This window comes from Methylobacterium sp. 22177, assembly GCF_052045615.1.
GTDB lineage: Bacteria > Pseudomonadota > Alphaproteobacteria > Rhizobiales > Beijerinckiaceae > Methylobacterium > Methylobacterium radiotolerans.
Genome location: NZ_JBQEPK010000009.1, coordinates 21,500 through 46,303, shown reverse-complemented (window position 1 = coordinate 46,303; position 24,804 = coordinate 21,500). Strand labels below are relative to the sequence as shown.

Annotated in this window: 20 protein-coding genes; 13 read left to right on the top strand and 7 right to left on the bottom strand. The window is 72.0% G+C overall.

Annotation, left to right across the window (positions count from 1 at the left end; all coding sequences use genetic code 11):
* Window positions 1–225 precede the first annotated feature (225 nt).
* Both ACTJK8_RS11255 and ACTJK8_RS11250 read left to right on the top strand, forming a co-directional pair.
* Window positions 226–1,908 (top strand): acyl-CoA dehydrogenase family protein, encoded by a 1,683-nt coding sequence (locus ACTJK8_RS11255; RefSeq protein ID WP_024828834.1) that lies wholly within the window; start codon window positions 226–228, stop codon window positions 1,906–1,908.
* A gap of 94 nt (window positions 1,909–2,002) precedes the next feature.
* On the top strand, window positions 2,003–4,492 hold the full coding sequence (locus tag ACTJK8_RS11250; protein WP_440761938.1) for a putative bifunctional diguanylate cyclase/phosphodiesterase: 2,490 nt from the start codon (window positions 2,003–2,005) through the stop codon (window positions 4,490–4,492).
* Window positions 4,493–4,522: 30 nt separating this feature from the next.
* Here the strand turns inward: ACTJK8_RS11250 and ACTJK8_RS11245 are convergent, their stop codons facing one another.
* Both ACTJK8_RS11245 and ACTJK8_RS11240 read right to left on the bottom strand, forming a co-directional pair.
* Window positions 4,523–4,699 (bottom strand): hypothetical protein, encoded by a 177-nt coding sequence (locus tag ACTJK8_RS11245; protein WP_012321273.1) that lies wholly within the window; start codon window positions 4,697–4,699, stop codon window positions 4,523–4,525.
* 114 nt (window positions 4,700–4,813) lie between these two features.
* The gene (locus ACTJK8_RS11240; RefSeq protein WP_116656140.1) at window positions 4,814–6,079 is read right to left on the bottom strand and encodes a glycosyltransferase family 4 protein; all 1,266 of its coding nucleotides are present in this window, start codon (window positions 6,077–6,079) and stop codon (window positions 4,814–4,816) included.
* A 123-nt stretch (window positions 6,080–6,202) separates the two neighbouring features.
* Between ACTJK8_RS11240 and ACTJK8_RS11235 the strand changes: the two genes are divergently transcribed.
* The 5 genes from ACTJK8_RS11235 to ACTJK8_RS11215 all read left to right on the top strand — a co-directional run bounded on the left by ACTJK8_RS11235 (window position 6,203) and on the right by ACTJK8_RS11215 (window position 12,916).
* Window positions 6,203–7,465, top strand: a complete 1,263-nt coding sequence (locus ACTJK8_RS11235; protein ID WP_053622589.1) for a glycosyltransferase — start codon at window positions 6,203–6,205, stop codon at window positions 7,463–7,465.
* A 339-nt stretch (window positions 7,466–7,804) separates the two neighbouring features.
* Window positions 7,805–8,161: a phasin gene (locus tag ACTJK8_RS11230; protein ID WP_012321276.1), complete on the top strand. Its 357-nt coding sequence runs from the start codon at window positions 7,805–7,807 to the stop codon at window positions 8,159–8,161.
* Window positions 8,162–8,353: 192 nt separating this feature from the next.
* Window positions 8,354–8,917: a hypothetical protein gene (locus ACTJK8_RS11225; protein ID WP_440761937.1), complete on the top strand. Its 564-nt coding sequence runs from the start codon at window positions 8,354–8,356 to the stop codon at window positions 8,915–8,917.
* 136 nt (window positions 8,918–9,053) lie between these two features.
* Entirely contained in the window at window positions 9,054–10,313 is a 1,260-nt protein-coding gene (locus ACTJK8_RS11220) for an N-acetylmuramoyl-L-alanine amidase (protein WP_012321278.1), read from the top strand.
* Window positions 10,314–10,483: 170 nt separating this feature from the next.
* On the top strand, window positions 10,484–12,916 hold the full coding sequence (locus ACTJK8_RS11215; RefSeq protein WP_012321279.1) for a penicillin-binding protein 1A: 2,433 nt from the start codon (window positions 10,484–10,486) through the stop codon (window positions 12,914–12,916).
* 471 nt (window positions 12,917–13,387) lie between these two features.
* Here ACTJK8_RS11215 and purQ read toward each other — a convergent pair whose 3' ends face one another.
* The 5 genes from purQ to ACTJK8_RS11190 all read right to left on the bottom strand — a co-directional run bounded on the left by purQ (window position 13,388) and on the right by ACTJK8_RS11190 (window position 16,870).
* Window positions 13,388–14,068: a phosphoribosylformylglycinamidine synthase subunit PurQ gene (purQ, locus tag ACTJK8_RS11210; RefSeq protein WP_012321280.1), complete on the bottom strand. Its 681-nt coding sequence runs from the start codon at window positions 14,066–14,068 to the stop codon at window positions 13,388–13,390.
* The gene (purS, locus tag ACTJK8_RS11205) at window positions 14,068–14,307 is read right to left on the bottom strand and encodes a phosphoribosylformylglycinamidine synthase subunit PurS (protein ID WP_012321281.1); all 240 of its coding nucleotides are present in this window, start codon (window positions 14,305–14,307) and stop codon (window positions 14,068–14,070) included. Before purS ends, purQ begins: the two co-directional genes overlap by 1 nt.
* 177 nt (window positions 14,308–14,484) lie before the next feature.
* Entirely contained in the window at window positions 14,485–14,718 is a 234-nt protein-coding gene (locus ACTJK8_RS11200; protein ID WP_440761936.1) for a hypothetical protein, read from the bottom strand.
* 114 nt (window positions 14,719–14,832) lie between these two features.
* Window positions 14,833–15,432 (bottom strand): ActR/PrrA/RegA family redox response regulator transcription factor, encoded by a 600-nt coding sequence (locus ACTJK8_RS11195; protein WP_012321283.1) that lies wholly within the window; start codon window positions 15,430–15,432, stop codon window positions 14,833–14,835.
* 46 nt (window positions 15,433–15,478) lie between these two features.
* Window positions 15,479–16,870, bottom strand: a complete 1,392-nt coding sequence (locus tag ACTJK8_RS11190; RefSeq protein ID WP_012321284.1) for an ActS/PrrB/RegB family redox-sensitive histidine kinase — start codon at window positions 16,868–16,870, stop codon at window positions 15,479–15,481.
* 273 nt (window positions 16,871–17,143) lie between these two features.
* On the opposite strand from ACTJK8_RS11190, the gene ACTJK8_RS11185 reads away from it, so the two are divergent.
* From ACTJK8_RS11185 to ACTJK8_RS11160, 6 genes are all read left to right on the top strand, one after another.
* Window positions 17,144–18,421: a polyhydroxyalkanoate depolymerase gene (locus ACTJK8_RS11185; RefSeq protein ID WP_024828827.1), complete on the top strand. Its 1,278-nt coding sequence runs from the start codon at window positions 17,144–17,146 to the stop codon at window positions 18,419–18,421.
* Between the two features lie 506 nt (window positions 18,422–18,927).
* Window positions 18,928–20,514 carry an ABC transporter substrate-binding protein gene (locus tag ACTJK8_RS11180; protein ID WP_058607194.1) on the top strand — a complete coding sequence of 529 codons (1,587 nt, stop codon included), beginning with the start codon at window positions 18,928–18,930 and terminating at the stop codon, window positions 20,512–20,514.
* A gap of 317 nt (window positions 20,515–20,831) precedes the next feature.
* Complete coding sequence (locus ACTJK8_RS11175) at window positions 20,832–21,773, top strand: ABC transporter permease (protein ID WP_076730208.1); 942 nt, start codon at window positions 20,832–20,834, stop codon at window positions 21,771–21,773.
* A complete protein-coding gene (locus ACTJK8_RS11170; RefSeq protein ID WP_440761935.1) occupies window positions 21,770–22,744 on the top strand; it encodes an ABC transporter permease in 975 nt (324 codons plus the stop codon). Before ACTJK8_RS11175 ends, ACTJK8_RS11170 begins: the two co-directional genes overlap by 4 nt.
* Before the next feature lie 11 nt (window positions 22,745–22,755).
* Window positions 22,756–23,766 (top strand): ABC transporter ATP-binding protein, encoded by a 1,011-nt coding sequence (locus ACTJK8_RS11165; RefSeq protein WP_029358647.1) that lies wholly within the window; start codon window positions 22,756–22,758, stop codon window positions 23,764–23,766.
* Complete coding sequence (locus ACTJK8_RS11160; RefSeq protein ID WP_012321290.1) at window positions 23,763–24,779, top strand: ABC transporter ATP-binding protein; 1,017 nt, start codon at window positions 23,763–23,765, stop codon at window positions 24,777–24,779. The genes ACTJK8_RS11165 and ACTJK8_RS11160 overlap by 4 nt, the downstream gene beginning before the upstream one ends.
* The last annotated feature ends 25 nt before the right edge of the window (window positions 24,780–24,804 follow it).

The following is a 24,804-nucleotide window of genomic DNA, read 5'->3' as shown; positions in this document are numbered from 1 at the left end:
CCGTCTCGCGAACAGCTTTCGGCGGGCTGGAGGCACGATCATCAGTGTCCGGGCCGTCGCGCGTCGGCGCGCCGGTCCGGCCTTGACTTCGCGCGGCCGCGCGTCGGCCCGCCAGCCCCGGTATTCAACTTGAGTTCAAGACGAGCCAAACGAAATCTGCTTCGGCTCCGGACCGCGACAGGTTAAAAGACCCGATCCAAGAAGACGCCACGCGAGCAGAAAACCATGTCCGCATCCCCCGCCATCCAGACCGAGCCGCAGGATCTCGTGTCCCTGACCAAGGCCGCCGGTGAGAGCGCGAAAGCGCTGGCCGCCGAGGCCACGCGCCGGGTCCGCACGCGGATCCTCGGGACGGACGGGCGGATCGACGCGGCCAAGCTCGAGGGCCAGCAGCACGCCGCCCACGGGCTCGCCTGGCTCGCGACCTACGCGGAGGCGGTGAGCGAGCTCGGCGGCTACGCCGAGCGACTCCAGGCCGAGGGCCGGTTCGGCGAGACCGAGGCGCTCCTCGTCCGGATCGGCGCCGGCGAGTATCTCGACCAGCTCTTCTCCGGCATCCCGATGAGTCAGGGCGAGATGGTCCGCCTGACCGGGTCGCTCGGCCTCTCCGCCAAGGAGGTGGCCCAGTACCGCACGGACGCGGTCGAGACCCTGATCGCCGAGGGCAACACCCCCGAGAACCGCGCCGCCCTGGTGGCGCTGATGCGCGACGGCGGCGGCTCGGCGACCGTCGGCGCTTCGGGCCTCGACGAGGACATGGAGGCGATCCGCTCCGAGATGCGCCGCTTCGGCAAGGCCGAGGTGGTCGATCAGGCGCACGAGTGGCACCTGAAGAACGCCTACATCCCGATGGAGATCGTGCAGAAGATGGCCGAGCTCGGCGTCTTCGGCCTGACGATCCCCGAGGAGTACGGCGGCATGGGCCTGCCGAAGACCGCCATGTGCGTGGTCTCGGAGGAACTGTCCCGGGCCTATATCGGCGTCGGCTCGCTCGGCACCCGCTCGGAGATCGCCGCGGAGCTGATCCTGTGCGGCGGCACCGAGGAGCAGAAGCAGCGCTTCCTGCCGAAGATCGCCAGCGGCGACATTCTTCCGACGGCCGTCTTCACCGAGCCCAATACCGGCTCCGACCTCGCGAGCCTGCGCACCCGCGCGGTGAAGGAGGGCGACGTCTGGAAGATCACCGGCAACAAGACCTGGATCACCCACCCGGTCCGCGCCGACATCATGACGGTGCTCGTCCGCACCAAGCCCGAGGAGAAGGGCCACAAGGGCCTCTCCATGCTGATCGCCGAGAAGCCGCGCGGCACCGACGAGGACCCGTTCCCGGTCCAGGGCCTGTCGGGCGGCGAGATCGAGGTGCTCGGCTACCGCGGCATGAAGGAGTACGAGCTCGCCTTCGAGGGCTTCGCGGTGCCGGGCGGCAACCTGCTGGGCGAGGTCGAGGGCAAGGGCTTCGCTCAGCTGATGCAGACCTTCGAGTCGGCCCGCATCCAGACCGCGGCGCGCGCCATCGGCGTCGCCCAGTCGGCCCTCGATGTCGGCCTGCGCTACGCCGAGGAGCGGGTCCAGTTCGGCAAGGCGCTGGTGAATTTCCCGCGGGTGGCCGACAAGCTCGCCATGATGGCGGTGGAGATCAACATCGCCCGCCAGCTCACCTACTTCTCGGCCCGCGAGAAGGACGAGGGCAAGCGCTGCGACCTGGAGGCCGGGATGGCGAAGCTGCTCGGCGCCCGCGTCGCCTGGGCGGCGGCCGACAACGCCCTCCAGATCCACGGCGGCAACGGCTTCGCGCTCGAGTACCCGGTCAGCCGGATCCTGTGCGACGCGCGCATCCTCTCGATCTTCGAGGGCGCCGCGGAGATCCAGGCCCAGGTGATCGCCCGCCGGCTGCTCGAATCCGCCTGAAGACTCGGCTAAAACTGGGGAATAGTACGTAACATGGGATTATAAGTCGGCTCATGAACCCGGCTTAAACGAAGTCCCCGCTTCCTGGCCCCCGGTGAACAACTGGGGCGGCTCGGTGAGCGCGCAGCACGACGACGGTCAGACAGGCAAGAACCTCCTCCGGCACTGGCAGGATTGCCGGACGCCGGGGGCGCCGATCCCGTCCTACGAGGCCGTCGTTCTCGGGAGCCTCGGCCGCCTCGCCGACCGGGCCGCCCTGGTGACGACCCGCGCCGGGCGCGCCGCCCGGATCCTCTGGGCGGGCCAGGCCTTCGGCGCCTGGCTCGCGCAGGGTGCCGAAGGCGCGGAGGGGCCGTCGGCCGAGACCCTCCCGGTCGACGCGCTCGCGATCGAGCTGCGCGAGCCCGTCGACGAGATGGTCGCGTCCGCCCTCGCGTCCGGCCAGCCGGCCTACGGCCGGTGCGATCGCCTCGCCGCCGGGGTCGTGACCTCGACCCGCCTGGTCGGCGTGCCCCTGGGCAACCGCTGGGGCGAGCCGTTCGTGCTGATCGGGTTCGACGGGGCGAGCGTGCGGACCGAGCTGGTCCAGGCGATGTTCACCGCCACCGACCAGGGCATCCTGGCCCTCAGCACGATCCGGGACGCCGCGGGCCGCCCGGTCGATTTCAAGATCGTCGCCCTCAACCGCGGCGCCGAGCGCCTGCTGGAGCGCCCCGCCGCCGCCCTGCAATGGCAGCGCGTGGGCCAGCTCTTCCCCGGGGCGATCACCGCGCGGACGATCGCGACGCTCGCCGCCATGGTCGAGCGGGGAGGGCGCTCGGCCTTCGAGCTGAGCCGCCCCCGGTCCGACGGCGGCACGCTCTACCTCAAGGTCGAGGCGGGCTGCGTCGGCGATCTTCTCTCGGTCACCATGACGGATGTCGGCGACATCAAGGCCCGGGAGGCCTCGTTCCGGCTCCTGTTCGAGAACAACCCGGTGCCGATGTGGGTGGTGGCCGACGCGCGCGACCGCTTCCTGGCGGTGAACGACGCCGCCGTCGCCCATTACGGCTACAGCCGCGAGCAGTTCCTGAGCCGGGCGCCGGCCGACCTCGCCATCGCGGCCGAGGAGGCGACCGAGCTCGGCCTGCCCGCCGCCGGCTCGCTCCACCGTCGCGCCGACGGCTCGGCGATCGAGGTCTCCCTGTTCCAGAGGGCGATGCCGTTCGAGGGGCGGCAGGCCGTGCTCGAGGCCGCCATCGACATGACCGAGCGGCGTCGGGCCGAGGCCCGCATCGCCCACATGGCCCACCACGACGCCCTCACCGGGCTGCCGAACCGCGTGCTGTTCCGGGACCGCCTCGGCGAGGCGATCGCCCGCCACGCCCGGGACGGCGAGGAGGCGGTGCTGCTCTGCCTCGACCTCGACAAGTTCAAGATCGTCAACGACACGCTGGGCCACCCGGTCGGCGACGCGCTGCTGCGCGAGGCGGCCGAGCGGATCGCCGGCTGCCTGCGCAAGGACGACCTCGTGGCCCGGCTCGGCGGCGACGAGTTCGCCATCCTGGTGCGCGGGATGGATCTCCCGGCGCTGGCCGACGGGCTGATCGCCCGGGTGATCGCCGAGCTCGGCCGGCCCTTCCGCCTGGAGGGCCAGGATTGCCACATCGGCACCAGCATCGGCGTCGCCTGCCTGCCCCGGGACGGCACCGATCCCGAGACGCTGATGAAGAACGCCGACCTCGCCCTGTACCGGGCGAAGGCCGAGGGCGGCAGCACCTTCCGGTGCTTCGAGCCGGAGATGGATGCCTGGGTGCAGGCGCGGCGGCGGCGCGAGAACGAGCTGCGCGAGGCCTTCGCCCGCGGCCAGTTCTCGCTGGTCTACCAGCCGCTGATGGATGCCCGCTCTGACCGGATCCTGGCCTTCGAGGCGCTGCTGCGCTGGCACCACCCGGAGCACGGCCCGGTCTCGCCGGCCGAGTTCGTGCCGCTCGCCGAGGAGACCGGCCTGATCGTGCCGATCGGCGCCTGGGTGATGCAGACCGCCTTCGCCGAGGCGACGGCGTGGCCGGAGACGATCCGGCTCGCCGTGAACCTGTCGCCGATCCAGTTCCGCAACCGCAGCTTGGTCGAGACCGTGCGGGGCGCGCTCGCCGTCACGGGGCTCGACCCGCGGCGCCTGGAGCTGGAGATCACCGAATCGGTCCTCCTCGCCGACAGCGCCGCCAATCTCGCGACCCTGCACGAGTTGCGGGCCATGGGGATCCGGATCGCGATGGACGATTTCGGGACCGGCTATTCGAGCCTGAGCTACCTGCGCAGCTTCCCGTTCGACAAGATCAAGCTCGACCGCTCCTTCGTGAGCCAGGTCGGCGAGAACACCCACTGCACGGCGATCGTGCGGGCGGTGGCGAGCCTGGGCACCAGCCTCGGCATCGCCACCACCGCCGAGGGCGTCGAGACCCCCGAGCAGCTCGCGATGCTCCGCGCGGAGGGCTACGACGAGGTGCAGGGCTTCCTGTTCAGCCGCGCGGTCCCGGGCCCCGAGGCCCGCCGCCTGATCGACCGCGCGCGGGCGACGGTCCCGGACGACCGGGCGGCCTGACGCCGCCCGGCCCGCGCCGGTTCCGCGGGCCTACTTGGTGATCTTCACCGAGACCGGGTCGCTCGACGGGAAGGTCTCCTCCAGGGCGTCGTCCAGGCGCTCGTTCAGCTTCTCCTGCTTGTTGTCGGGGTTCTTGGCGTCGCCCGGCTTGGCGCTGCCCTGCTGGAAGCCCGGCTTGGTCTCGTTCGGCTTGTGGGTCTCGGCCATGTCGCTCGCTCGTCCGTGACGGGGGCACGCAAGGGTGCCGGTGCGCATCAACGCGAGGAAGGGCGGGTGTTTCCGATCTTTCGGGGACGCGCGTCGATCTGGCGGGTCGGGAAGTCAGGCGGTCGCGAGCGGCCGCCCGAGCGGGCCGTGGGCCCGCGCGCGGGCGGCGGCCTCGCGCAGCACCGTCCCGTAGACGGCCTCGAGCCGGTCGAGATGGGCGTCCAGGGTCAGGGGCGCGGCCCAGTAGCGCTCGTGGGCGGCCCGGCCCATCCGGGCCGCGAGGCCGTCGTCGGTCAGGCGGCGCAGATGCGCGGCGAGATCGTCCGGGTCGCCCGAGCGGAACCAGAACCCGGTCTCGCCGTCGGCCACCGCCTCGCGGCCCGCGCAGGCGTCGCTCACGATCACCGGCGCGCCGCAGGCCAGCGCCTCGTAGACGGTGAGCGGCTGGCCCTCGTACCAGACGCTCGGGAAGACCAGCGCCCGGGTCCGCCGCATCAGCGCCTGCACGGCCGCGGCGTCGCGCCAGCCGAGCATCGCCGCCTCGGGATAGCGCGCGGCGAGCTCGGCCCGCTCGGGGCCGTCGCCCACGAAGGCCGCCCGCACCCCCGCCCGCCGGGCCGCCTCGGCGAAGATCGGCGCGCCCTTCTCGGTGGAGATCCGCCCGACGAACAGGAAGTCGCCCGGCGGGCCGTCGTGGACCGGCGCCCGCGCCACCGCGATGGGGTTGTCGACCCGGTGGAAGGCGGTGCCGCCGGGCAGGAGCGGCCGCACGACGCTCTCCTGCAGGTCGCTGATCGTGACGACGTGGGCGAACAGCTCCGGCAGCCGGGCCACGTGGGCGAGGCCGGCGTGGCGGACCATCCGGGCCACCTTGCGCGGGTAGCTGCGCGCGTCGCAATTCGCCACGATGCAGGCGGGCGACATCGGGGTGCGGTGGCAGATCCGCTGCGCCGGGTAGGCGTAGAAGCCGCCGGTCGGGCAGACGAGGAAGAACTCGTGCATCGTGTAGAGGCAGGGCAGCCCGGAGGCCCGGAGCGCCACGCCGATCGACGGCGACAGCGCCTTGGCGAAGGCGTGGACGTGGACCAGCGTGTCGCGGGGATCGCAGGCGGCGAGTTCCGCCGCCAGGGCGCGGCAGGCCGGCCCGTTCCAGATCGCCTGGGCCGCGAAGGCGAGCTTGCTGCGCGCCGTGGTCACGTCGTCCTGATCCAGGCAGACCACCCGCACGCCGGCCGGCTCCAGCCGCGGATCGACCGGGCCGACCGCGGCGAACAGGCTGACGCGGATCCCCCGGGCGGCGAGGCCCAGGGCGGATTCGATGGCGACCTTGGCCTGGCCGCCGTTGATCGCGGCGTGGTCTGCGACGAGGACGACGTGCACGTCAGGACTTCCGCCGCTGCGAACCGGGACCGACACCTGTATCCGGCCGCGGTTGATCGCTCGTAAACCGGTCTGCTCCATCCTCCCGGCGCGCGCGACCGATCGATCCCCGGGAGGGTCACCATGCACGTCGTGATCCTGGCCGAGTTCGCGGCCGCCAGCGGCGGCGCCGAGAAGGTGGCGCTGGAATCGGCCCGCGGCCTCGCCGAGGCCGGCCTCGCCGTCACCTACATCCAGGCGATCCCCGGTCCCGTCGACCCGCTCCTCGACCACGCCGGCATTCGCCGGATCGAGCTCGGCCTGCCCGACATCTGGTCGCTCGGCGCCGCGCGGGCCGCCGCTGCCGGGATCTGGCACGCGGCCGCCGCCCGCCGCCTCGCCGCGGCCCTCGCCGGCCTCGCCGCGCCGCCGGACTGCGTCCACCTGCATCAGTGGACCCGGACCCTGTCGCCGGCGATCTTCCCGGTCCTGTCGGGGACCGGGGTGCCGCTGGTCGTCACGCTGCACGACTACGCCCTGGCCTGCCCGAACGGCGTCTACTACCGCTTCGACCGGGCCGAGCCCTGCGGGCTCGCGCCCCTGTCGGCCGCGTGCCTCGCGGCGCCGTGCGACCCGCGCAGCCGGGTGCACAAGGCCGTGCGCGTCGCCCGCGCCGCGACGCTGCGGCGGGCCGTCGGCCGGGCGGGCCGGCACCGCCCGCTCCACGTCGTCCATGTCTGCGACGCCAGCCGGCAGCGGCTGGGCGCCCTCCTCGGCGGCTACGCCCTGACGCATCACCGGGTCGACAATCCGGTCCGGCTTCCCGAAGGCCCGACGGCCGAGCCCGCCCGCGGCGACGCGATCGCCTACGTGGGTCGCCTCACCCGCGAGAAGGGCGCCGACCTCGTGGCCGACGCCGCCCGGGCCGCCGGGCTCCCGGCCCTGTTCATCGGCGCCGGGCCCCTGGAGGCGGAGCTGCGCGCCCGGGACGGCGTGGAGGTGATCGGATGGCAGCGGCCCGAAGCGGTCTGGGCGACGCTCCGGGCCCGCGCCCGGGCGCTCGCCGCGCCGTCCCGCTGGTACGAGACCGGGCCGCTCACCGTCTACGAGGCGCTGGCGGCCGGCATCCCGGTCGTGGCCTCCGACCGCTCCGGCGCCGCCGAGAAGGTCCGGCACGGCCGGACCGGATTCGTGGTCGCGCCGGAGATCGTGCCCCTCGCCGAGGCGTTCACGGCGCTCCGCGACCACGCCCTGGCGGACGCGCTCGGAGCCGAGGCGGCCCGGCTCGCCCGGGCGGCGCCGATGGACCTGGGCGCGCACGCGGCGGCGCTCCGCGGGCTCTACGCCCGTCTGATCGAATCGGCGGCTGGTGCGATGCAGCATCCCGCGGCGCTGGCCCTGGAGTAACGGTCCTGGCGCGTGCGGGATATTTGGCATACCAGAAGAATTCACGATCCGTTCGCACCGCCCTGGACAGCGAGATAGTTTTTTGCGAAGCGGGTCGCCGCCGCGATCAGCAATCTTAGCTGACTGTGTCAATGGCACAGCTTGGTCGCAACCTGCTGTCGGACCGAGCCCACGATCGGACGACTTCGTGAGATCATCGAATCGGCATTTTATCGGGCTTCCGGTCCCGCGGGCGCGCCCCAAACCTGCACTTGACTTCTTGTTGCAGTGCAACATATAGAGGTGCGTCAACGCGGACGCATGCGGCGTCCCGCTCCAAGGATGATGCTGGAGACATCGATGCAGACCCCGAACTTCGAGATCCCGACCGAGATGCGCGACTTCGCGGAGAAGAGCGTCGATCAGGCCCGGACCGCCGTCGGCACCATGATGGCGAACGCCGTGAAGGCCGCCGAGCAGGTCCAGGCCTCGGGCCAGACTTTCCAGTCGACCCTCAGCGCCGCGGTCGCGAAGGGGTTCGATCACGCCCAGACCAACGCCAACGCGACCTTCGACTTCGCCCAGAAGCTGGTGCGCACGAAGGACCTCCGCGAGGCGTTCGAGCTCCAGTCCGAGTTCGTCCGCAGCCAGTTCGCCGCCCTCCAGGCCCAGGCGAAGGATTACGGCGCCCTCGCGCAGAACGCCGCCGCCCGCTGAGGCCGGCCGCCCCGATCCGCGATCGGGGCTCGAGGATCGGGATCCGGTGGGCCGCCCGAGGACCGCCGGATCCCCCGCTCTGACGCCCGGGCGTCACGGGCCCGGCGCCGACACCGCCGGCGAGCCGGCCGCGCACGACTCCGGCCGCCGGTCCGTCGGGACGGGCTGACGCCGACAGGAGGAGATCGCGCGATGGGAAAGCCGCGTCGACCGAGGAGCCGTCCCGCCGGGACGCCCCAGCCGTTGCAGGACGCGTCGGCCGCCCCCGAGATCCAGGCCGCCGACGCCCCGGTCGCGGCGGATCAGCCCGACCCGGCGACCGGCCGGCCCGTCGAGGCCGCCGCGCCGCCGGCCGAGGTGACGCCCGAGGTGACGCCTGACGCGGGGTCCGACATCGCGGGCGAGACTGCGCCCGACGGCACGGTGGGAGCCTCGTCCGACCCGGTGACCGAGGCCGCGATCGACGTCGCCCTCCCGCCGGTGACCGCCGCGGGTCCGGGCCGCGCCGCGGCCGCGAACCGCATCGTCTTCACCCCCGACCGCCTCGACGTCGCCGAGATCGGCTCGATCATCGCCCGCTACGTGCGCGGCGAGGGCGAGGCGGCCGTCGCGCATCTGCGAGCGCTCTCGGGCGCCCGCTCGCCGGCCGACCTCATCCGCCTGCAGGTCGGCGAGGTCCAGCGGGCCGCCGACGCGTCCCTGACCTGCTGGGTCACGGTGGTCGGGCAGGCGAGCCGGGTCGTCGCGTACCGCTGAGGCGCCGCGCGCGGGAGGCCCGGACTTGTCGCATCCCGGCCACAAGGCCGGCCGGATCGAACCGGCGACGGCAACCCCCCGTTAACCAAGTCGGTCCCATGCCTTAACGGAGGGCACGGGAGACGACACCGGACCGATGCCGAACTGCGCGCGCCTGATCCGTTCCGCATGGCTCCGCCTCGCCGTCGCGCTCCTGCCGGCGCTGGCGGGGGCGCCGGTCGCCGCGCAGACCGGCGAGAAGCCGGCCGTCGCCATCGGGGCCGACCTCGCGAGCCAGGCCGGCACCACGCGCCTCACCCTGACGCTGTCCCGGGCCGTGGAGGCCCGCGGCTTCGTGATGGAGCGGCCCGACCGGGCGGTGATCGACCTGCCCGAGGTCAATTTCCAGCTCGATTCTGGGACCGGCAGCCGCCGCGACGGCCTCGTGCAGAGCTTCCGCTACGGCCTGTTCGCGCCCGGGCGGTCCCGCATCGTGATCGACCTCACCGCGCCCGCCACCGTCGGGAAGATCGAGACCGCGACGCGGCCGCGCGACGGCGCGGTTCTGCTCACGATCCCGCTGCAGCGCGCCGACCGCGACGCGTTCCGCAAGGCCGCCGCTACCGCCGATCCCGCCCCCGCCCAGGCCCGCGCCGCGCCGCCGGAGCCCGCCGACCAGCGGCCGCTGATCATGGTCGATGCCGGCCACGGCGGCACCGATCCCGGCGCCATCGCGGTGGGCGGCGTGTTCGAGAAGGACATCGTGTTCGGCTTCGCCCAGGCCCTCGCGGCGAAGCTGGAGGCGGGCGGCCGCTACCGGGTCCGGATGACCCGCGACCGCGACGTGTTCGTGCCCCTGGCCGAGCGGGTGCGCCTCGCCCGCGACGCCAGGGCCGACCTGTTCGTGTCGATCCACGCGGACTCGATCTCGGCGGCGCCCCAGGTGAGCGGCGCCACGATCTACACCAATTCCGAGAAGGCCACGGACGCCGAATCCGCCAAGCTCGCCGAGCGCGAGAACCGGGCCGATTCCGCCGCGGGCGTCGACGCCGCCGAGGCGCCGCCGGACATCGCCGACATCCTGCAGGAGCTGACCCTGCGCGAGACGCGGGGCTTCTCGTCGGGCTTCGCCCGCACGCTGATGGGCCAGCTCGCCCCCGTGATGAAGATGAGCGCCAAGCCCCACCGGGAGGCGCGCTTCGTGGTGCTGCGCTCCCCCGACGTGCCGAGCGTGCTCGTGGAACTCGGCTACCTCTCCAGCAAGCGCGACCTGGAGATGCTGCAATCGCCGGAGTGGCGGGCCGACGTCACCGGCTCCATGGCCAAGGCGATCGACCAGTTCTTCACCAACCGCGCCACGCTCGGCCGGCCGGCCCCGACGCGCCGCGCGGCCGCCGCCGCCCCAGTTTCACCATAGATAGAGTGTCGATACGGGACGTCCGACGCCCCGTCGCACGGCCGCCGAAACCGGCATTCCGAGGGGGTCTCACGGGACCGTCCGGGGGCCGGCCGCGCAGCGCGCGGGGTGCACGCGCCGGATGAGCCGATTCCGGCATTCGGCCGGGCCAGCGACGAGCGGAACACCGGATGCGTCTGATCCTCCGTTTCTTTGGGATCCTGTTCAGCGCCGCCGCGGTGCTGTTCATGGTCGGCGCGGCGGTGGGCGGCTACTTCTACTGGAAGTACAGCCAGGACCTGCCCGACCACGCCGCCCTCGCGAATTACGAGCCGCCGGTGATGACCCGCGTCCACGCGGCGGACGGCTCCCTGCTGGCCGAGTACGCCCGCGAGCGCCGGCTGTACCTGCCGATCCAGGCGATGCCGAAGATCGTCGTGGCGGCCTTCCTGTCGGCCGAGGACAAGAACTTCTACAAGCACGGCGGCATCGACCCCGAGGGGATCGTGCGCGCCTTCCTGACCAACGCCAAGTCAGGCAAGCGGCAGGGCGCCTCGACCATCACCCAGCAGGTCGCCAAGAACTTCCTGCTCTCCTCCGAGCAGACCTACGACCGGAAGATCAAGGAGGCGCTGCTGGCGCTCCGGATCGAGGCGGCCTACTCGAAGGACAAGATCCTCGAGCTCTACCTCAACGAGATCTTCCTCGGCACGATCGTGCCCGGCCGCAACCTGCACGGCGTCGCGGCCGCCGCGCTCGACTATTTCGGCAAGTCGGTCCACGAGCTGACCATCAACGAGGCGGCCTACCTCGCCGCCCTGCCGAAGGGGCCGAACAACTACCACCCCTACCGCAAGACCCAGGCGGCCCTCGACCGCCGCAACGAGATCATCCGCCTGATGGCGGAGAACGGCTACATCACCCGGGAGGAGGCGGATTCCGCCAAGAAGATGCCGCTCGGCGTCAACCCGCGCGTCGCCTTCCCGAACGCCGCCAACGCCAACTACTTCACCGAGGAGGTCCGCCGCGAGATCTCCGAGCGCTACGGCGAGAAGAAGCTCTACGAGGGCGGCCTCTCGGTGCGCACGACCCTCGACCCGAAGATGCAGGCCTGGGCCCGCAAGGCTCTGGTCGACGGCCTCGTGCGCTACGACCAGGCCCATGGCTGGCGCGGTCCGGTCACCAAGGTCGACCTGACCGGGCGCGACTGGGGCATGGCGGCGGCCGAGGTTCCGGCGCTCGGCGACGTGGCCCCCTGGCGGCTCGCCGTGGTGCTGGGCAACGGCGGCGGCGGCGTGCAGATCGGCCTGCAGCCCCGGCGCGAGGCCTCCGGCCAGGTCGGCAAGGACCGCGAGACCGGCGTGATCACCCCCGAGGGCATGCGCTGGGCCGGCCGCGCCAATCTCCAGCCCGGCGACATGGTCTACGTCGAGGCGATGGACGGCGGCCGCGGCCAGTTCCGCCTGCGCCAGAAGCCCGAGGTCTCCGGCGCCATCGTGGCCATGGACCCGAATACGGGCCGCGTGCACGCGATGGTCGGCGGTTTCTCGTACGACGAGTCCGAGTTCAACCGCGCCACCCAGGCGATGCGCCAGCCCGGCTCCTCGTTCAAGCCGATCGTCTACTCGGCGGCCCTCGACAACGGCTACACGCCCGCCTCGATCATCCAGGACACCCCGATCACCATCGAGGCCGGTCCCGGCCAGGAGGCCTGGACGCCCTCGAACTACGACGGCAAGTCGGGCGGCCCGCACACCCTGCGCTACGGCATCGAGCACTCGAAGAACCTGATGACGGTCCGGCTCGCCAAGGATGTCGGCATGCCGCTCATCGCCGAGTACGCACGCCGCTTCGGCGTCTACGACGACATGCTGCCGGTGCTGCCCATGTCGCTCGGCGCGGGTGAGACCACGGTGATGCGCATGGTCACCGCCTACTCGATGCTGGCCAACGGCGGCCGGCGCATCCGGCCGACCCTGATCGACCGGATCCAGGACCGCATCGGCGAGACGATCTACCGGCACGACAACCGCAAGTGCATCGGCTGCGACGCCGAGAAGTGGTCGGGCCAGGACGAGCCGAAGCTGGTGGACGATTCCGAGCAGGTGCTCGACCCGCTGACCGCCTACCAGATGGTCTCGATCATGGAGGGGGTGGTCCAGCGCGGCACCGCCACGATCCTGAAGCAGATCGGCAAGCCGCTGGCCGGCAAGACCGGCACGACGAACGACGCCAAGGACGCGTGGTTCGTGGGCTTCTCGCCGGATCTGGCGGTCGGCATCTATATCGGCTTCGACAAGCCGCGGTCGCTGGGCGACCGCGCCACCGGCGGCGGCTTGGCCGCGCCGATCGCCCTGGAGTTCCTGAAGACGGCCCTCAAGGACAAGCCGCCGACGCCGTTCCGCGTGCCGCCGGGGATCAAGCTGATCCGCATCAACCTCGCGAGCGGCACCCGCGCCGGTTCGGGGGAGGGCGCCGGGACGATCCTGGAGGCGTTCAAGCCCGGCACCGCGCCGCCGGATTCCTACTCGGCGCCGTCCTCCTCGGGCGGCGGCCAGGCGGCCGCCCCCGCGGCGGTCGCGCCCGATCCCGACCGGGCCGCGCAGGCCGGCGGGCTGTACTGAGGCGGCTCGCCCCGCCCAGCCCGCACTCAGCCGAGGTCGCACTCAGCCCAGGTCGGGTCCGCCCGGCCTGGGCTCTCGCGTTGTGGATCCGGAGCGGACGCGCGTCTCACGCGGGGACGGCCGCGAGGGCGGCGTCCCAGATCCGGGGCAACGGCGCGCTCGACACGTCATCGCCGGGCAACGCCCCGCGATCGGCAACCGGCGCCGTCCGGGACCGCGCAGGGGGCCCCGAAGGGGTCAGGCGGCGCGGCTGCCCGGCCCGTGCGGGCCGCTTCCGCGCGGCCCGGCCAGCCGGCGCGGCGGCGAGCGCACAGAAAAAAGCCGCCCCGGACGGAGCGGCTCGAGGAGTCATCAGGGAGGCATCAAAACAGAGCGGACGGATATGTCCAACTCGACATCCAGATCACTGGATGCCTGTTTATGCCTCGAAAACCTTAATGCGGAGTTAAGGCAGGTTCTCGCCCGGCGATCTCAGGCCGCCAGACTGTCGAACAGACCGCGCCCGTCGGTCCCGCCGATCAGGTCCTCGACGAAGTTCTCCGGGTGCGGCATCATCCCGAGGACGTTCCCGGTCTCCGACAGGACGCCCGCGATGGCGTTGAGGGAGCCGTTGCGGTTGGCCTCCACGGTGATCGCGCCGGTCGCGTCGCAGTAGCGGAAGGCGACCCGGCCCTCGCCCTCGATCCGCGCCAGGGTCTCGGGATCGGCGAAGTAGTTGCCTTCGCCGTGGGCCACGCAGACGTCGATGACCTGACCCTGCCGGTAGGCGCTGGTGAAGCGGGTGTCGGTGCGCTCGACCCGGAGCGTCTGCCGATGGCAGATGAAGCGCCGGTCGATGTTGCGCATCAGAACGCCCGGCAGGAGCCCCGATTCGCACAGGATCTGGAAGCCGTTGCAGATGCCGAGCACGAGGCCGCCGCGGGCGGCGTGGGCCCGGACCGCGTCCATGGCGGCGGCCCGGCCGGCGATGGCGCCGCAGCGCAGATAGTCGCCGTACGAGAAGCCGCCGGGCAGGACGGCGAGGTCGGTGCCGGCGGGGAGCGCGTGGTCCGCGTGCCACACGAGGCTCACCTGCGCGCCGGAGCGCCGCAGGGCCCGGACGACGTCCGACTCGCGGTTGGAACCCGGGAAGACGACGACCGCGGCGTGCATCAGAGGATCTCGATCGCGTAGTTCTCGACGACGGTGTTGGCCAGGAGCTTCTCGCAGGCCGCGCGCAGGGTCGCCTCGGCGGCGGCGCTGTCGACCGCCGACACCTCGATGTCGAAGACCTTGCCCTGCCGGACGCCGTCGACGCCCTCGATGCTGAGGGATCGGAGGGCGGCCTCGATCGCCTTGCCCTGCGGGTCCAGCACACCGGTCTTCAGGGTGACGATGATACGGGCTTTCATGGATCTTCGGGTCTCACGCGTGTCCGGGACGGGGGTGTGACCTGCGACAACATCACACAGACCGTCGCCGGTCGCTTCTAGCAGGAAGGCCGGCGCACTGTCGAACACGCCGCACGCATAGGGATCATTCCGCTGTTCGATACAACTTGAATGAAGAACCCGCCCGCGCGCGCTCGTTCAGCGATGCGCAGCCGGGCCCCGCAGGGGCTCGATGCTGGTCGCCCGGCGCCAGAGCTGGAGCATGATCCAGGCCGCGAACAGGCTGAACAGGCCCATCAGGACGTGCCCGACCCGGTCGCCGAGATCGAAGATGCCCGCGATGGCCCAGCCCGCCGCGATGGCCACGGCGAACACCTCGGTGCCGACGAGGACCATCATGCTGATGATGGTGATGGCGTTGCGCCCGTTCACGAGATCCGCCCTCGAAAAGATTTCGGGCCCCGGACGAACCGTCCGGGACCCGCGCAGCTAGCCCACAGAGGCGGGGCGATGCAACCGACCGGGCGGCGCCGGAGCGGTCCGGCCTCAGCGCGGCGCGCGCTTGGCCAGGATCCGCTGCAGGGTCCGCCGGTGCATGTTGAGGCGCCGGGCGGTCTCGCTGACGTTGCGGCTGCACAGCTCGTAGACGCGCTGGATGTGCTCCCAGCGGACCCGGTCGGCCGACATCGGGTTCTCGGGCGGGTCGGCCCGCTCGCCCGGCTGCGCCATCAGCGTGCCGTGGATCTCGTCGGCGTCGGCCGGCTTGGCGAGGTAGTCGAAGGCGCCGAGCTTCACCGCGGTCACCGCCGTGGCGATGTTGCCGTAGCCGGTGAGGATCACGCCCCGGGCCTCGGGGCGGCGCTCCTTGAGGCGGGCGATCACGTCGAGGCCGTTGCCGTCGCCGAGGCGCATGTCGATCACCGCGAACGCGGGCGCGCGCGCCTCGACGGCGGAGACGCCGTCCGCGACGCTGTCGGCCACCTGCACGTGATAGCCGCGGCTCTCCATGGCGCGGGCGAGGCGGGTCTGGAAGGGCTTGTCGTCGTCGACGATCAGCAGGCTGCGGTCGGAGAAGGCGGCCAGTGGATCGGCATCGTTGATCACGGCGGGGTCTGTCGCCGCCGAGGTCCCGGGCTGCGTGAGCATCCGGCACTCCTTTCGGGTTTTCGTCGTCGGGTTCTTGGTCTGTCCTTCATATAGGTACGGCGTCGCGCGGTGGCAGGGGGGCGCGGATACTGAGTTCCGGAGAATGTCGCGGCGCGGCGCCGCGCTCGAAGATGTGGCGGGCCCAGGAGACGCGCACGATCGCCCCGTGGGCGTCCGGCGCCGCGACGTTCATGAGGGCGAGCTGCGCCCCCGAGCGCTCGATCAGGGTCTTGGCGATGAACAGCCCGAGGCCGAGCCCGGCCCCCACGGTCCCGCCGGATTGCGGCCGGTCGTGGCTGCGGGTGGTGACGTAGGGCTCGCCCGCCCGCAGCAGCACCTCGCTGGAGAAGCCCGGCCCGTCGTCGCGGATCTCGATCCAGACGCGGTCGGGGGTCCAGCGCCCCTCCACGGTGACGCCGGCCTCGGCGAAGTCGACGGCGTTGTCGAGGATGTTGGCGAGCCCGAACATGACGCCCGGGTTGCGCCGGCAGGCGGGCTCCGGCCCCTCGCCGGTGCTGGTGACGGCGAGGGCGGCGCCGAGTGCCCGCTGCGGCGCCACCAGCTCCTCCACGAGGTGGCTGAACGTCACCGTCTCCAGGAAGCCGGCCCCCGCCCCGTCCCCGTCGAGGGAGGTCAGCTTGCCGAGGATGCCGCGGCAGCGGTCGACCTGCTCGCGCAGCAGGTTGAGATCCTCCGCCACCGCCGGCGAGGCGGTGGGGCCGAGCTGGCGGATCAGCTCCTTGGTCACAACCATGATCGTGCCCAGCGGTGTGCCTAATTCGTGGGCAGCCGCGGCCGCGAGCCCGTCGAGCTGCGACAGGTGCTGCTCGCGGGCGAGCACCAGCTCGGTGGCGGCGAGCGCCTGGGCGAGGAGCCGGGTCTCCTCGGCCACCCGCCACGCGTAGACGCCCGTGAAGGCGGTGCCGAGCAGGATCGCGGTCCAGACGCCGGAGACGTACAGGAACGGCAGCTCGATCCGACCGTCCGCGAACCAGGGCAGGGGCCGGTGCACCAGCGCGAGCAGGGTCGCGAGGCCCACCGCCAGGAGGCCGAGCGCCAGCGTCCGCTCGGGCGGCAGGGCGGTGGCGGAGATCAGCACGGGGGCGAGAAACAGCAGCGAGAACGGGTTCTGGAGCCCGCCCGTGAGGAACAGCAGGGCCGCGAGCTGCACGATGTCGAAGGCGAGGAGCAGCGCCGCGGAATCGTCGCTGAGCCGGTAGCTCGCCGGGAAGCGGATCCGCAGGGCGAGGTTCAGCCAGGACGAGGTGGCGATCACCAGGAAGCACCAGCCGAAGGGCAGCGGCAGGCCGAGGCCGAACTGCGCCCCGACGACCGCCGCGCTCTGGCCCGTGATGGCGAGCCAGCGCAGGCGGACGAAGGTGTCGAGCCGCAGGTGTCGCGCGTCGCGACCGAGGCCGCTGAGATCGGTATCGGGCATAGACTGTATCGTGCGTCGCCGGACGGGCGCCGCCGGAGCGGCGTCCCGCGGACTCCCTTCGCACGACGCGGTGCTGGGAATCCCGGCATGCCGACCCGGACACGTCGTCGCTGGCGGAGGGTCGCCGGCGGATCTGGTCACAGGCAAGTCGCCGCAGCTGCGGGATGTTCCACCCGCGTTCAGGGTGGAGCATTATCCTACCGAATCGGGTTGCAGGGGGTATGGGTCGCGCGGCTCTGAAGCCCGCGGCCGGACCGAGACCGCGAGGTGACGATGCTGCTGGCCTATTCCCTGTACGAGGGCGCGCGCGCCCTGATGGCACCCGCCCGCGTCGCCGCCGACCTCACCCGCTACGGGCTGCAGATGCCGGGCAACCCCCTGGCCTACGGACCCTATGCCCGCGCGGTCAGCGCCGGCTGCGAGATGTTCGAGCGCGTCACCCGCCAGTACGGCAAGCCCGCCTTCGGCTTCACCGAGACGGTGGTGGACGGCGCGGCGGTCCCGGTCACCGAGCGGGTGGTCTGGGAGCGGCCGTTCTGCCGCCTGATCGCCTTCGACCGCGCGTTCCAGGCGGCCCCCGCGGAGCCGCAGCCCAAGCTGCTGATCGTCGCGCCGATGTCGGGTCACTACGCCACGCTGCTGCGCGGCACCGTCGAGGCGATGCTGCCGAACCACCGGGTGTATATCACCGACTGGACCGACGCCCGGATGGTGCCGCTCTTCGCCGGCCAGTTCGATCTGGACGACTACATCGACTACCTGCAGGAGATGTTCGCGGTCCTGGGGCCGGACCTGCACGTCATGGCGGTCTGCCAGCCGGCCGTGCCGGTGATCGCCGCGGTGGCGCTGATGGAGGCGGCCGACGAGCCGGCGGTGCCGACCTCCATGACCCTGATGGGCGGCCCGATCGACACCCGCCGCTCGCCCACCGCGGTGAACTGCCTCGCGCAGGAGCGCGGTCAGAAGTGGTTCGAGCAGAACACGATCAGCCTCGTGCCGCCGATCTACCCGGGCGCGTGGCGCCGGGTCTATCCGGGCTTCCTGCAGCTCTCGGGCTTCATGGCGATGAACCTCGACCGCCACGTCACCGCCCATTCGGACATGTTCGACCATCTGGTGACGGGCGACGGCGACTCGGCCGAGAAGCACCGCGAGTTCTACGACGAGTACCTCGCCGTGATGGACCTGACGGCCGAGTACTACCTCCAGACCGTGCAGACCGTGTTCGTCGACCACGCCCTGCCGACGGGACAGATGAAGCACCGCGGCACACCGGTCGATCTCGGCGCCGTCCGCCGCTGCGCGATCCTGGCGGTGGAGGGCGAGAACGACGACATCTCCGGCGTCGGCCAGACCAAGGCGGCCCTCGACCTGACGCCGAACCTGCCCGAGGCACGCAAGGCCTACCACCTCCAGGCCGGCGTCGGCCATTACGGCGTGTTCAACGGCTCGCGCTACCGGGCGGTGATCGCGCCCCGGATCGCGGCCTTCATCCGCGCCATGCAGGCGGTGCCGGGCGCGCGGGGCGGCCACCTGCGGCAGGTGGGCTGAGCCCGGACCGGGCACGACGCGCCCCGTTCCCGTGCGGGAGCGGAGCGAGGACGGAGTCGGTGCGCGGTCGGCCCTCCCACTTCTGGCGCGGTCGCGCCGGCATCGCGCCCGCGCCTGTGCGCGCACGCCTCCCCGCCTTTCCGGGGGCCGCGGGCGAGCCGGACATCCGGGGCCGCCGTCGGTGCGGGCCCTCCGCGCCCCGGCGGTTCCGGGTTGACGCGCCGTCGCGAGACCGCGCGCGAAACAGACCGCCGATCCTGAATACATAACGCAGGGACGGTCGGGCTGGCGCGGGGCTTGCGAGACGCGCCCCGTGAGTTCGAGCCGCGCCACCCCAGCCCCCATCCACGCCGCCGTCGCCCCGAGGCCGGTGGCGGCGTGGGCGCTTGCCCGGGCCGCGTTGTCACGTCGGGCCATTGCGCCCGTGCATCAGAACCGTTCAAACTCGCCCGCAAGGTGCGGGCCGGCGACCGATGCTTGAGATCCGCACCGCCAGGGAGAAGACGATGGACCGCAGGACCTTTCTCAAGGGTTCGGCTGCGCTCGGTTTGGCTGCGCCGCAGCTCGCGCGGCCGGCCCTCGCGCAGGGCGGCAAGGTCCTGCGCTTCGTGCCGCAGGCGAACCTCGCCAATTTCGACCCGATCTGGGGGACCCAGTACGTGGTGCGCAACGCCGGCACCCTCGTCTGGGATATGCTCTACGGCGTCGACGCGCAGCTGAAGCCGCAGCGCCAGATGGTCGAGTCCGAGGAGGTCTCGGGCGACAAGCTGACCTGGACCTTCCGGCTGCGCCCCGGCCTCAAGTGGCACGACGGCGAGCCGGTGCTGGCCAAGGACGTGGTGGCGAGCCTCACCCGCTGGATGGCCCGGGACCCGATCGGCCTGATGATCCGCGGGATCCAGGACGACCTCGCGGCGACCGACGACAAGACCTTCCAGTGGCGCCTGAAGAAGCCGTTCCCGAAGCTGCTCTACGCGCTGGGCAAGACCAACGCGCCGATGGCGCTGATGATGCCGGAGCGGATCGCCAAGACCGACCCGTTCACGCAGATCACCGAGTATGTCGGCTCGGGCCCGATGAAGTTCGTCCGCAACGAGTGGGTGCCGGGCGCCCGGGCGGTGTTCGAGACCTTCACCGACTACAAGCCCCGCGACGAGCCGAATTCCTGGCTCGCTGGCGGCAAGCGCATGCTGGTCGACCGGGTCGAGTGGGTGATCATGCCGGACGCTGCCACCGCGTCGGCGGCCCTGCAGAACGGCGAGGTCGACTGGTGGGAGAACCCGATCTCCGACCTCGTGCCGCTGCTGCGCAAGAACGCCAACCTCAACGTCGATATCGCCGACCCGCTGGGCAATGTCGGGTCGTTCCGGATGAACCACCTGCACCCGCCCTTCGACAACCCGAAGATCCGCCAGGCGGTCATGACCGCCATGAGCCAGGAGGACTACATGCGGGCGATCGTCGGCGACGACGACAGCCTGTGGAAGAAGCTGCCGGGCTTCTTCACGCCGGGGACGCCCCTCTACAGCGAGGCGGGCGGCGGCAATGTCGGCAAGGGCGACATCAAGCTCGGCCAGAAGCTGCTCAAGGAGGCCGGCTACAAGGGCGAGCCGGTGGTCTGCGTCGTGGCGCAGGACCAGGGGATCACCAAGGCGCAGGGCGACATCACCGCCGACCTCCTGAAGCAGATGGGCTTCAACGTCGACTTCGTCGCCACCGACTGGGGCACGACCGGCACCCGCCGGGCCTCCAAGGCGCCGCCGTCTCAGGGCGGCTGGAACATGTTCCACACCTGGCACGCGGGCGCCGACTGCATCAATCCGGCGGGCTACCCGGCGGTGCGGGCGAGCGGCGACAAGGCGTGGTTCGGCTGGCCCAGCATCCCGCCGGTCGAGACCGCCATCGCCGAGTGGTTCGACGCCGCCGACCCGGCCGCCGAGAAGGCCGCCATCGACAAGGTCAACGCCGCCGCCTGCGAGGGCGTGGTCTACGTGCCCACCGGGTTCTTCCTCGGCTACCAGGCGTGGCGCAAGAACGTCTCGGGCATCGTGAAGGGGCCGATCCCCTTCACCTGGGGCGTGTCGAAGGCGTGATGGCGCCCGCTCTCGCCAAGTCGGGCCGCCCGACCCGCCCGGTCTCTCGGGCGGGCTACCGGCCTCGGACAGCGCGTTCGGCAACGCGGCCGCGGGACGAGGCGCGAGGCCCCTCTCCCGCACGTGCGCCGGCGGTGCGCGCGCTCCTGAAGCGTCCGATCCCGCACCCCGACCCGCTCCCGCACGGGAGAGGGGGCGCGTCGCGCTCCGCCGCCAGCGTCGGCGCCCGACCCGGACGCGTGAATGTCGGCCCCCGCGATGAGGGCAGGGGCGGCGCTACCCGCCGCGCCCGCCCGCCCGCACGATAGCGAGGACCCATGCTCGGCTATATCGGCAGGCGCATCCTCGCCACCATCCCGGTCATGGCGGTGGTCGGGCTGTTCGTCTTCAGCCTCCTCTACTTCGCCCCCGGCGACCCGGCGGCGATCATCGCGGGCGACCAGGCGACGCCCGACGACGTCGCCCGCATCCGCGCCACGCTCGGCCTCGACCGGCCGTTCCTGGTGCGGTTCTGGGAATGGTCCTGGCAGATCCTGCACGGGGATCTCGGCACCTCGATCTTCACCAACCTGCCGGTCACCACCATGATCGGCCAGCGGGTGCAGCCCACCGTCTCGCTGATGCTCGTCACCCTGGTCTTCGCCATCGTGGTGGCGGTGCCGCTCGGCGTCGTCGCCGCCTGGAAGGCCGGCAGCCTGATCGACCGCCTCGTGATGGGGCTCGCCGTGACGGGCTTCTCGGTGCCGGTCTTCGTGGTCGGCTACGTGCTGGCCTACGTCTTCGCCCTCGAGCTTGGCTGGCTGCCGGTCCAGGGCTACACGCCGATCGAGCAGGGCCTGTGGCCCTGGCTGTCCAACCTGATCCTGCCGGCGGTGACGCTGGGCCTCGTCTACATCGCGCTGATCGCCCGGGTGACCCGCGCGACCATGCTCGACGTGCTCCAGCAGGATTACGTGCGCACCGCCCGGGCCAAGGGGCTGGCGCAGGGGCCGGTCCTGTTCGTCCACGCCCTCAAGAACGCCGCGGTGCCGATCGTCACCGTGATCGGCATCGGCATCGCGTTGCTGATCGGCGGCGCGGTGGTGACCGAGACGGTCTTCGCCATCCCCGGCCTCGGGCGCCTCACCGTCGACGCGATCCTGCGGCGCGACTACCCGGTCATCCAGGGCGTCGTGCTGCTGTTCAGCTTCGTCTACGTGCTCGTGAACCTCGCCATCGACCTCTTCTACACCGTGCTCGACCCGAGGATCCGCTATTGACCGCGACCGTCGCGCCCTTCCCCAGCAGCGCCCCGCAGGCGGGCAATCCGTCCGACGGTGCCGTCCCCAAGGCACCGCCGCCGCCGGGCCTCGCCGTCGCGGCGCCGCTGCCGGACGTCATCCCGGCCCGCAAGCGCCGGGGCAAGGTCTGGACCTACGTGCGCCGCAACCCGACCATCGTGGTCGGCGGCGTGCTGCTGCTCATCGTCTTCCTGATGGCGGTGCTCGCGCCTTATCTCGGCACCGTCGACCCGACCGCCCTGGCGCCCGCCAAGCGCACCCGGGCACCGTCGGCGCAGTACTGGTTCGGCACCGACATGCTCGGCCGCGACGTCTACTCGCGGGTGGTCTACGGCGCCCGGGTCTCGCTGCTGGTCGGCTTCTCGGTGGCGTTCCTCGCGTCGATCGCCGGGCTGGCGGTCGGCCTCGTCTCCGGCATGGTGCGCTGGCTCGACGGGATCGTCATGCGGGTCGTCGACGGCATGATGTCGATCCCGCCGATCCTGCTCGCGGTCGCGCTGATGGCGCTCACCCGCGGCTCGGTCCAGAACGTGATCATCGCGATCACCATCGCGGAGATCCCGCGCGTCGCCCGCCTCGTGCGCGGCGTGGTGCTGTCGCTGCGCGAGCAGCCCTACGTCGAGGCGGCGGTGACCACGGGCACCCGGATGCCGGCGATCATCTGGCGCCACATCCTGCCCAACACGCTGGCGCCCATGACCGTGCAGGCGACCTATATCTGCGCCTCCGCGATGATCACCGAGGCGATCCTGTCGTTCATCGGCGCGGGCGTGCCGCCCTCGACGCCGTCCTGGGGCAACATCATGGCCGAGGGCCGGGCCCTCTGGCAGGTGAAGTTCTACATCATCCTGTTCCCGGCGATCTTCCTCTCGATGACGGTGCTCGCCGTGAACCTCGTCGGCGACGGCCTGCGCGACGCCCTCGATCCCCGCATGGCGAAGGACGTGTGATGAGCACAGGGATGAGCACAGGCGTGAGCGGCACCCCCCTTCTGTCGATCGAGAACCTGCAGGTCCATTTCCGCACCCCCGACGGGGTGAACCGGGCGGTGGACGGGGTCTCGTTCGCGATCCAGTCGGGCGAGACCCTGGCGATCGTGGGCGAGTCCGGCTGCGGCAAGTCGGTGACCTCGATGTCGATCCTGCGGCTCCTGCCCGAGCCGCCGGCCCGCATCGCCGGCGCGATCAAGTTCGAGGGCAGGAACCTCCTCGACCTGCCGAACAGCGCCATGCGCAAGATCCGCGGCAACGACATCAGCGTGATCTTCCAGGAGCCGATGACCTCGCTGAACCCGGTGCTGACGGTCGGCCGCCAGATCGGCGAGACCCTGCGGCTGCACCAGGGCCTCGGCCGCCGGGAGGCCGAGGAGCGGGCGGTGGAGATGCTGACCCTCGTCGGCATCCCCGAGCCGCGGCGCCGGGTGCGGGAATACCCGCACCAGCTCTCCGGCGGCATGCGCCAGCGGGTGATGATCGCCATCGCGCTCGCCTGCTCGCCGAAACTCCTGATCGCCGACGAGCCGACCACGGCGCTCGACGTGACCATCCAGGCCCAGATCCTCGACCTGATGCGCGACCTGAAGGCCCGGGTCGGCGCCGCCATCATGCTGATCACCCACGATCTCGGCGTGGTCGCCGAGGTCGCCGACCGGGTGGTGGTGATGTATGCCGGCCGCAAGGTCGAGGAGGCGCCGGTCCGCGACCTGTTCCGGTCGCCGCGCCACCCCTACACCCGCGGTCTGATGGGGGCGGTGCCGAAGCTCGGCGCCGTCGAGCACGGCGCCGACGCGCGGCTCGCCGAGATCCCCGGCATGGTGCCGAGCCTCAAAGGTCGGATCGAGGGCTGCGTCTTCGCCGGGCGCTGCCCGGACGTGACCGACCTGTGCCGCGCCTACGCGCCGGCCCTGGAGCCGAAGGCGCCGGGCCACCTCGCCGCCTGCCACTACGCGCCGAAGGACGCCCTCGCGGCATGAGCGCCACCCCCGCACCCGCCGGTCGCACGCTGCTGGAGGTCAACGACCTCAAGAAGCACTTCGCCCTCGGCGGCGGCCTGCTCGGCCGCCAGAGCCGCGTGCTCAAGGCGGTGGACGGCCTGTCGTTCACGGTCGCCCGCGGCGAGACCCTCTCGCTCGTCGGCGAGTCCGGCTGCGGCAAGTCCACCGTCGCCAAGGCGCTGATGCGCCTCTACGCGCCCACCGCCGGACAGGTGGTCCTCGGCGGGAAGCGCATCGACGACCTCTCGGCCGGGGCGCTCCGGCCCCTGCGGCGCCACATCCAGATGGTCTTCCAGGACCCGTTCTCGTCGCTCAACCCGCGGATGCGGGTGCGGGCGATCCTGGCCGAGCCGATCCGCAACTTCGGGCTGGCCCGCAACGCCGCCGACCTGGAGAGCCGGCTGGCCAGCCTGATGGAGCGGGTCGGCCTGCCCCGCGAGGCGCTCGGGCGCTTCCCGCACGAGTTCTCGGGCGGGCAGCGCCAGCGCATCGGCATCGCCCGGGCGCTCGCCGCCGAGCCGGACCTGATCATCTGCGACGAGGCGGTCTCGGCGCTCGACGTCTCGGTGAAGGCGCAGATCGTCAACCTGCTGCGCGACCTGCAGCGCGAGCTCGACCTCGCGATGCTGTTCATCTCGCACGACCTCGCCATCGTCGAGCACATGACCCACCGCGTCGCCGTGATGTATCTCGGCAAGATCGTCGAGATCGGCCCGCGCCGGGACATCTTCCTGGCGCCCAAGCACCCCTACACCCAGGCCCTGCTCTCGGCGGTGCCGATCCCCGAGCCCGGGGCCGGGCGCACCCGCATCGTCCTCAAGGGCGACGTGCCGAGCCCGATCAACCCGCCGTCGGGCTGCCGCTTCCACACCCGCTGCCCGCACGCCTTCGACCGCTGCCGGACCGAGGTGCCCGGCCTCGACCCGGTGGGCTCCGGCCACTTCGCCGCCTGCCACCTCAACGACACGGCCGTGCCCGCCCGGGCGGCCTGACGGCGCCGTCCTGGCGAGCGCAGCG

Bases quoted from the DNA above. Each gene is read 5' to 3' on its own strand.
- ACTJK8_RS11255 (WP_024828834.1), top strand. From the start codon at position 226: ATGTCCGCATCCCCCGCCATCCAGACCGAGCCGCAGGATCTCGTGTCC.
- ACTJK8_RS11245 (WP_012321273.1), bottom strand. From the start codon at position 4,699: ATGGCCGAGACCCACAAGCCGAACGAGACCAAGCCGGGCTTCCAGCAG.
- ACTJK8_RS11235 (WP_053622589.1), top strand. From the start codon at position 6,203: ATGCACGTCGTGATCCTGGCCGAGTTCGCGGCCGCCAGCGGCGGCGCC.
- ACTJK8_RS11230 (WP_012321276.1), top strand. From the start codon at position 7,805: ATGCAGACCCCGAACTTCGAGATCCCGACCGAGATGCGCGACTTCGCG.
- ACTJK8_RS11225 (WP_440761937.1), top strand. From the start codon at position 8,354: ATGGGAAAGCCGCGTCGACCGAGGAGCCGTCCCGCCGGGACGCCCCAG.
- ACTJK8_RS11220 (WP_012321278.1), top strand. From the start codon at position 9,054: ATGCCGAACTGCGCGCGCCTGATCCGTTCCGCATGGCTCCGCCTCGCC.
- ACTJK8_RS11215 (WP_012321279.1), top strand. From the start codon at position 10,484: ATGCGTCTGATCCTCCGTTTCTTTGGGATCCTGTTCAGCGCCGCCGCG.
- purQ (WP_012321280.1), bottom strand. From the start codon at position 14,068: ATGCACGCCGCGGTCGTCGTCTTCCCGGGTTCCAACCGCGAGTCGGAC.
- purS (WP_012321281.1), bottom strand. From the start codon at position 14,307: ATGAAAGCCCGTATCATCGTCACCCTGAAGACCGGTGTGCTGGACCCG.
- ACTJK8_RS11195 (WP_012321283.1), bottom strand. From the start codon at position 15,432: ATGCTCACGCAGCCCGGGACCTCGGCGGCGACAGACCCCGCCGTGATC.
- ACTJK8_RS11190 (WP_012321284.1), bottom strand. From the start codon at position 16,870: ATGCCCGATACCGATCTCAGCGGCCTCGGTCGCGACGCGCGACACCTG.
- ACTJK8_RS11185 (WP_024828827.1), top strand. From the start codon at position 17,144: ATGCTGCTGGCCTATTCCCTGTACGAGGGCGCGCGCGCCCTGATGGCA.
- ACTJK8_RS11180 (WP_058607194.1), top strand. From the start codon at position 18,928: ATGGACCGCAGGACCTTTCTCAAGGGTTCGGCTGCGCTCGGTTTGGCT.
- ACTJK8_RS11175 (WP_076730208.1), top strand. From the start codon at position 20,832: ATGCTCGGCTATATCGGCAGGCGCATCCTCGCCACCATCCCGGTCATG.
- ACTJK8_RS11165 (WP_029358647.1), top strand. From the start codon at position 22,756: ATGAGCACAGGCGTGAGCGGCACCCCCCTTCTGTCGATCGAGAACCTG.
- ACTJK8_RS11160 (WP_012321290.1), top strand. From the start codon at position 23,763: ATGAGCGCCACCCCCGCACCCGCCGGTCGCACGCTGCTGGAGGTCAAC.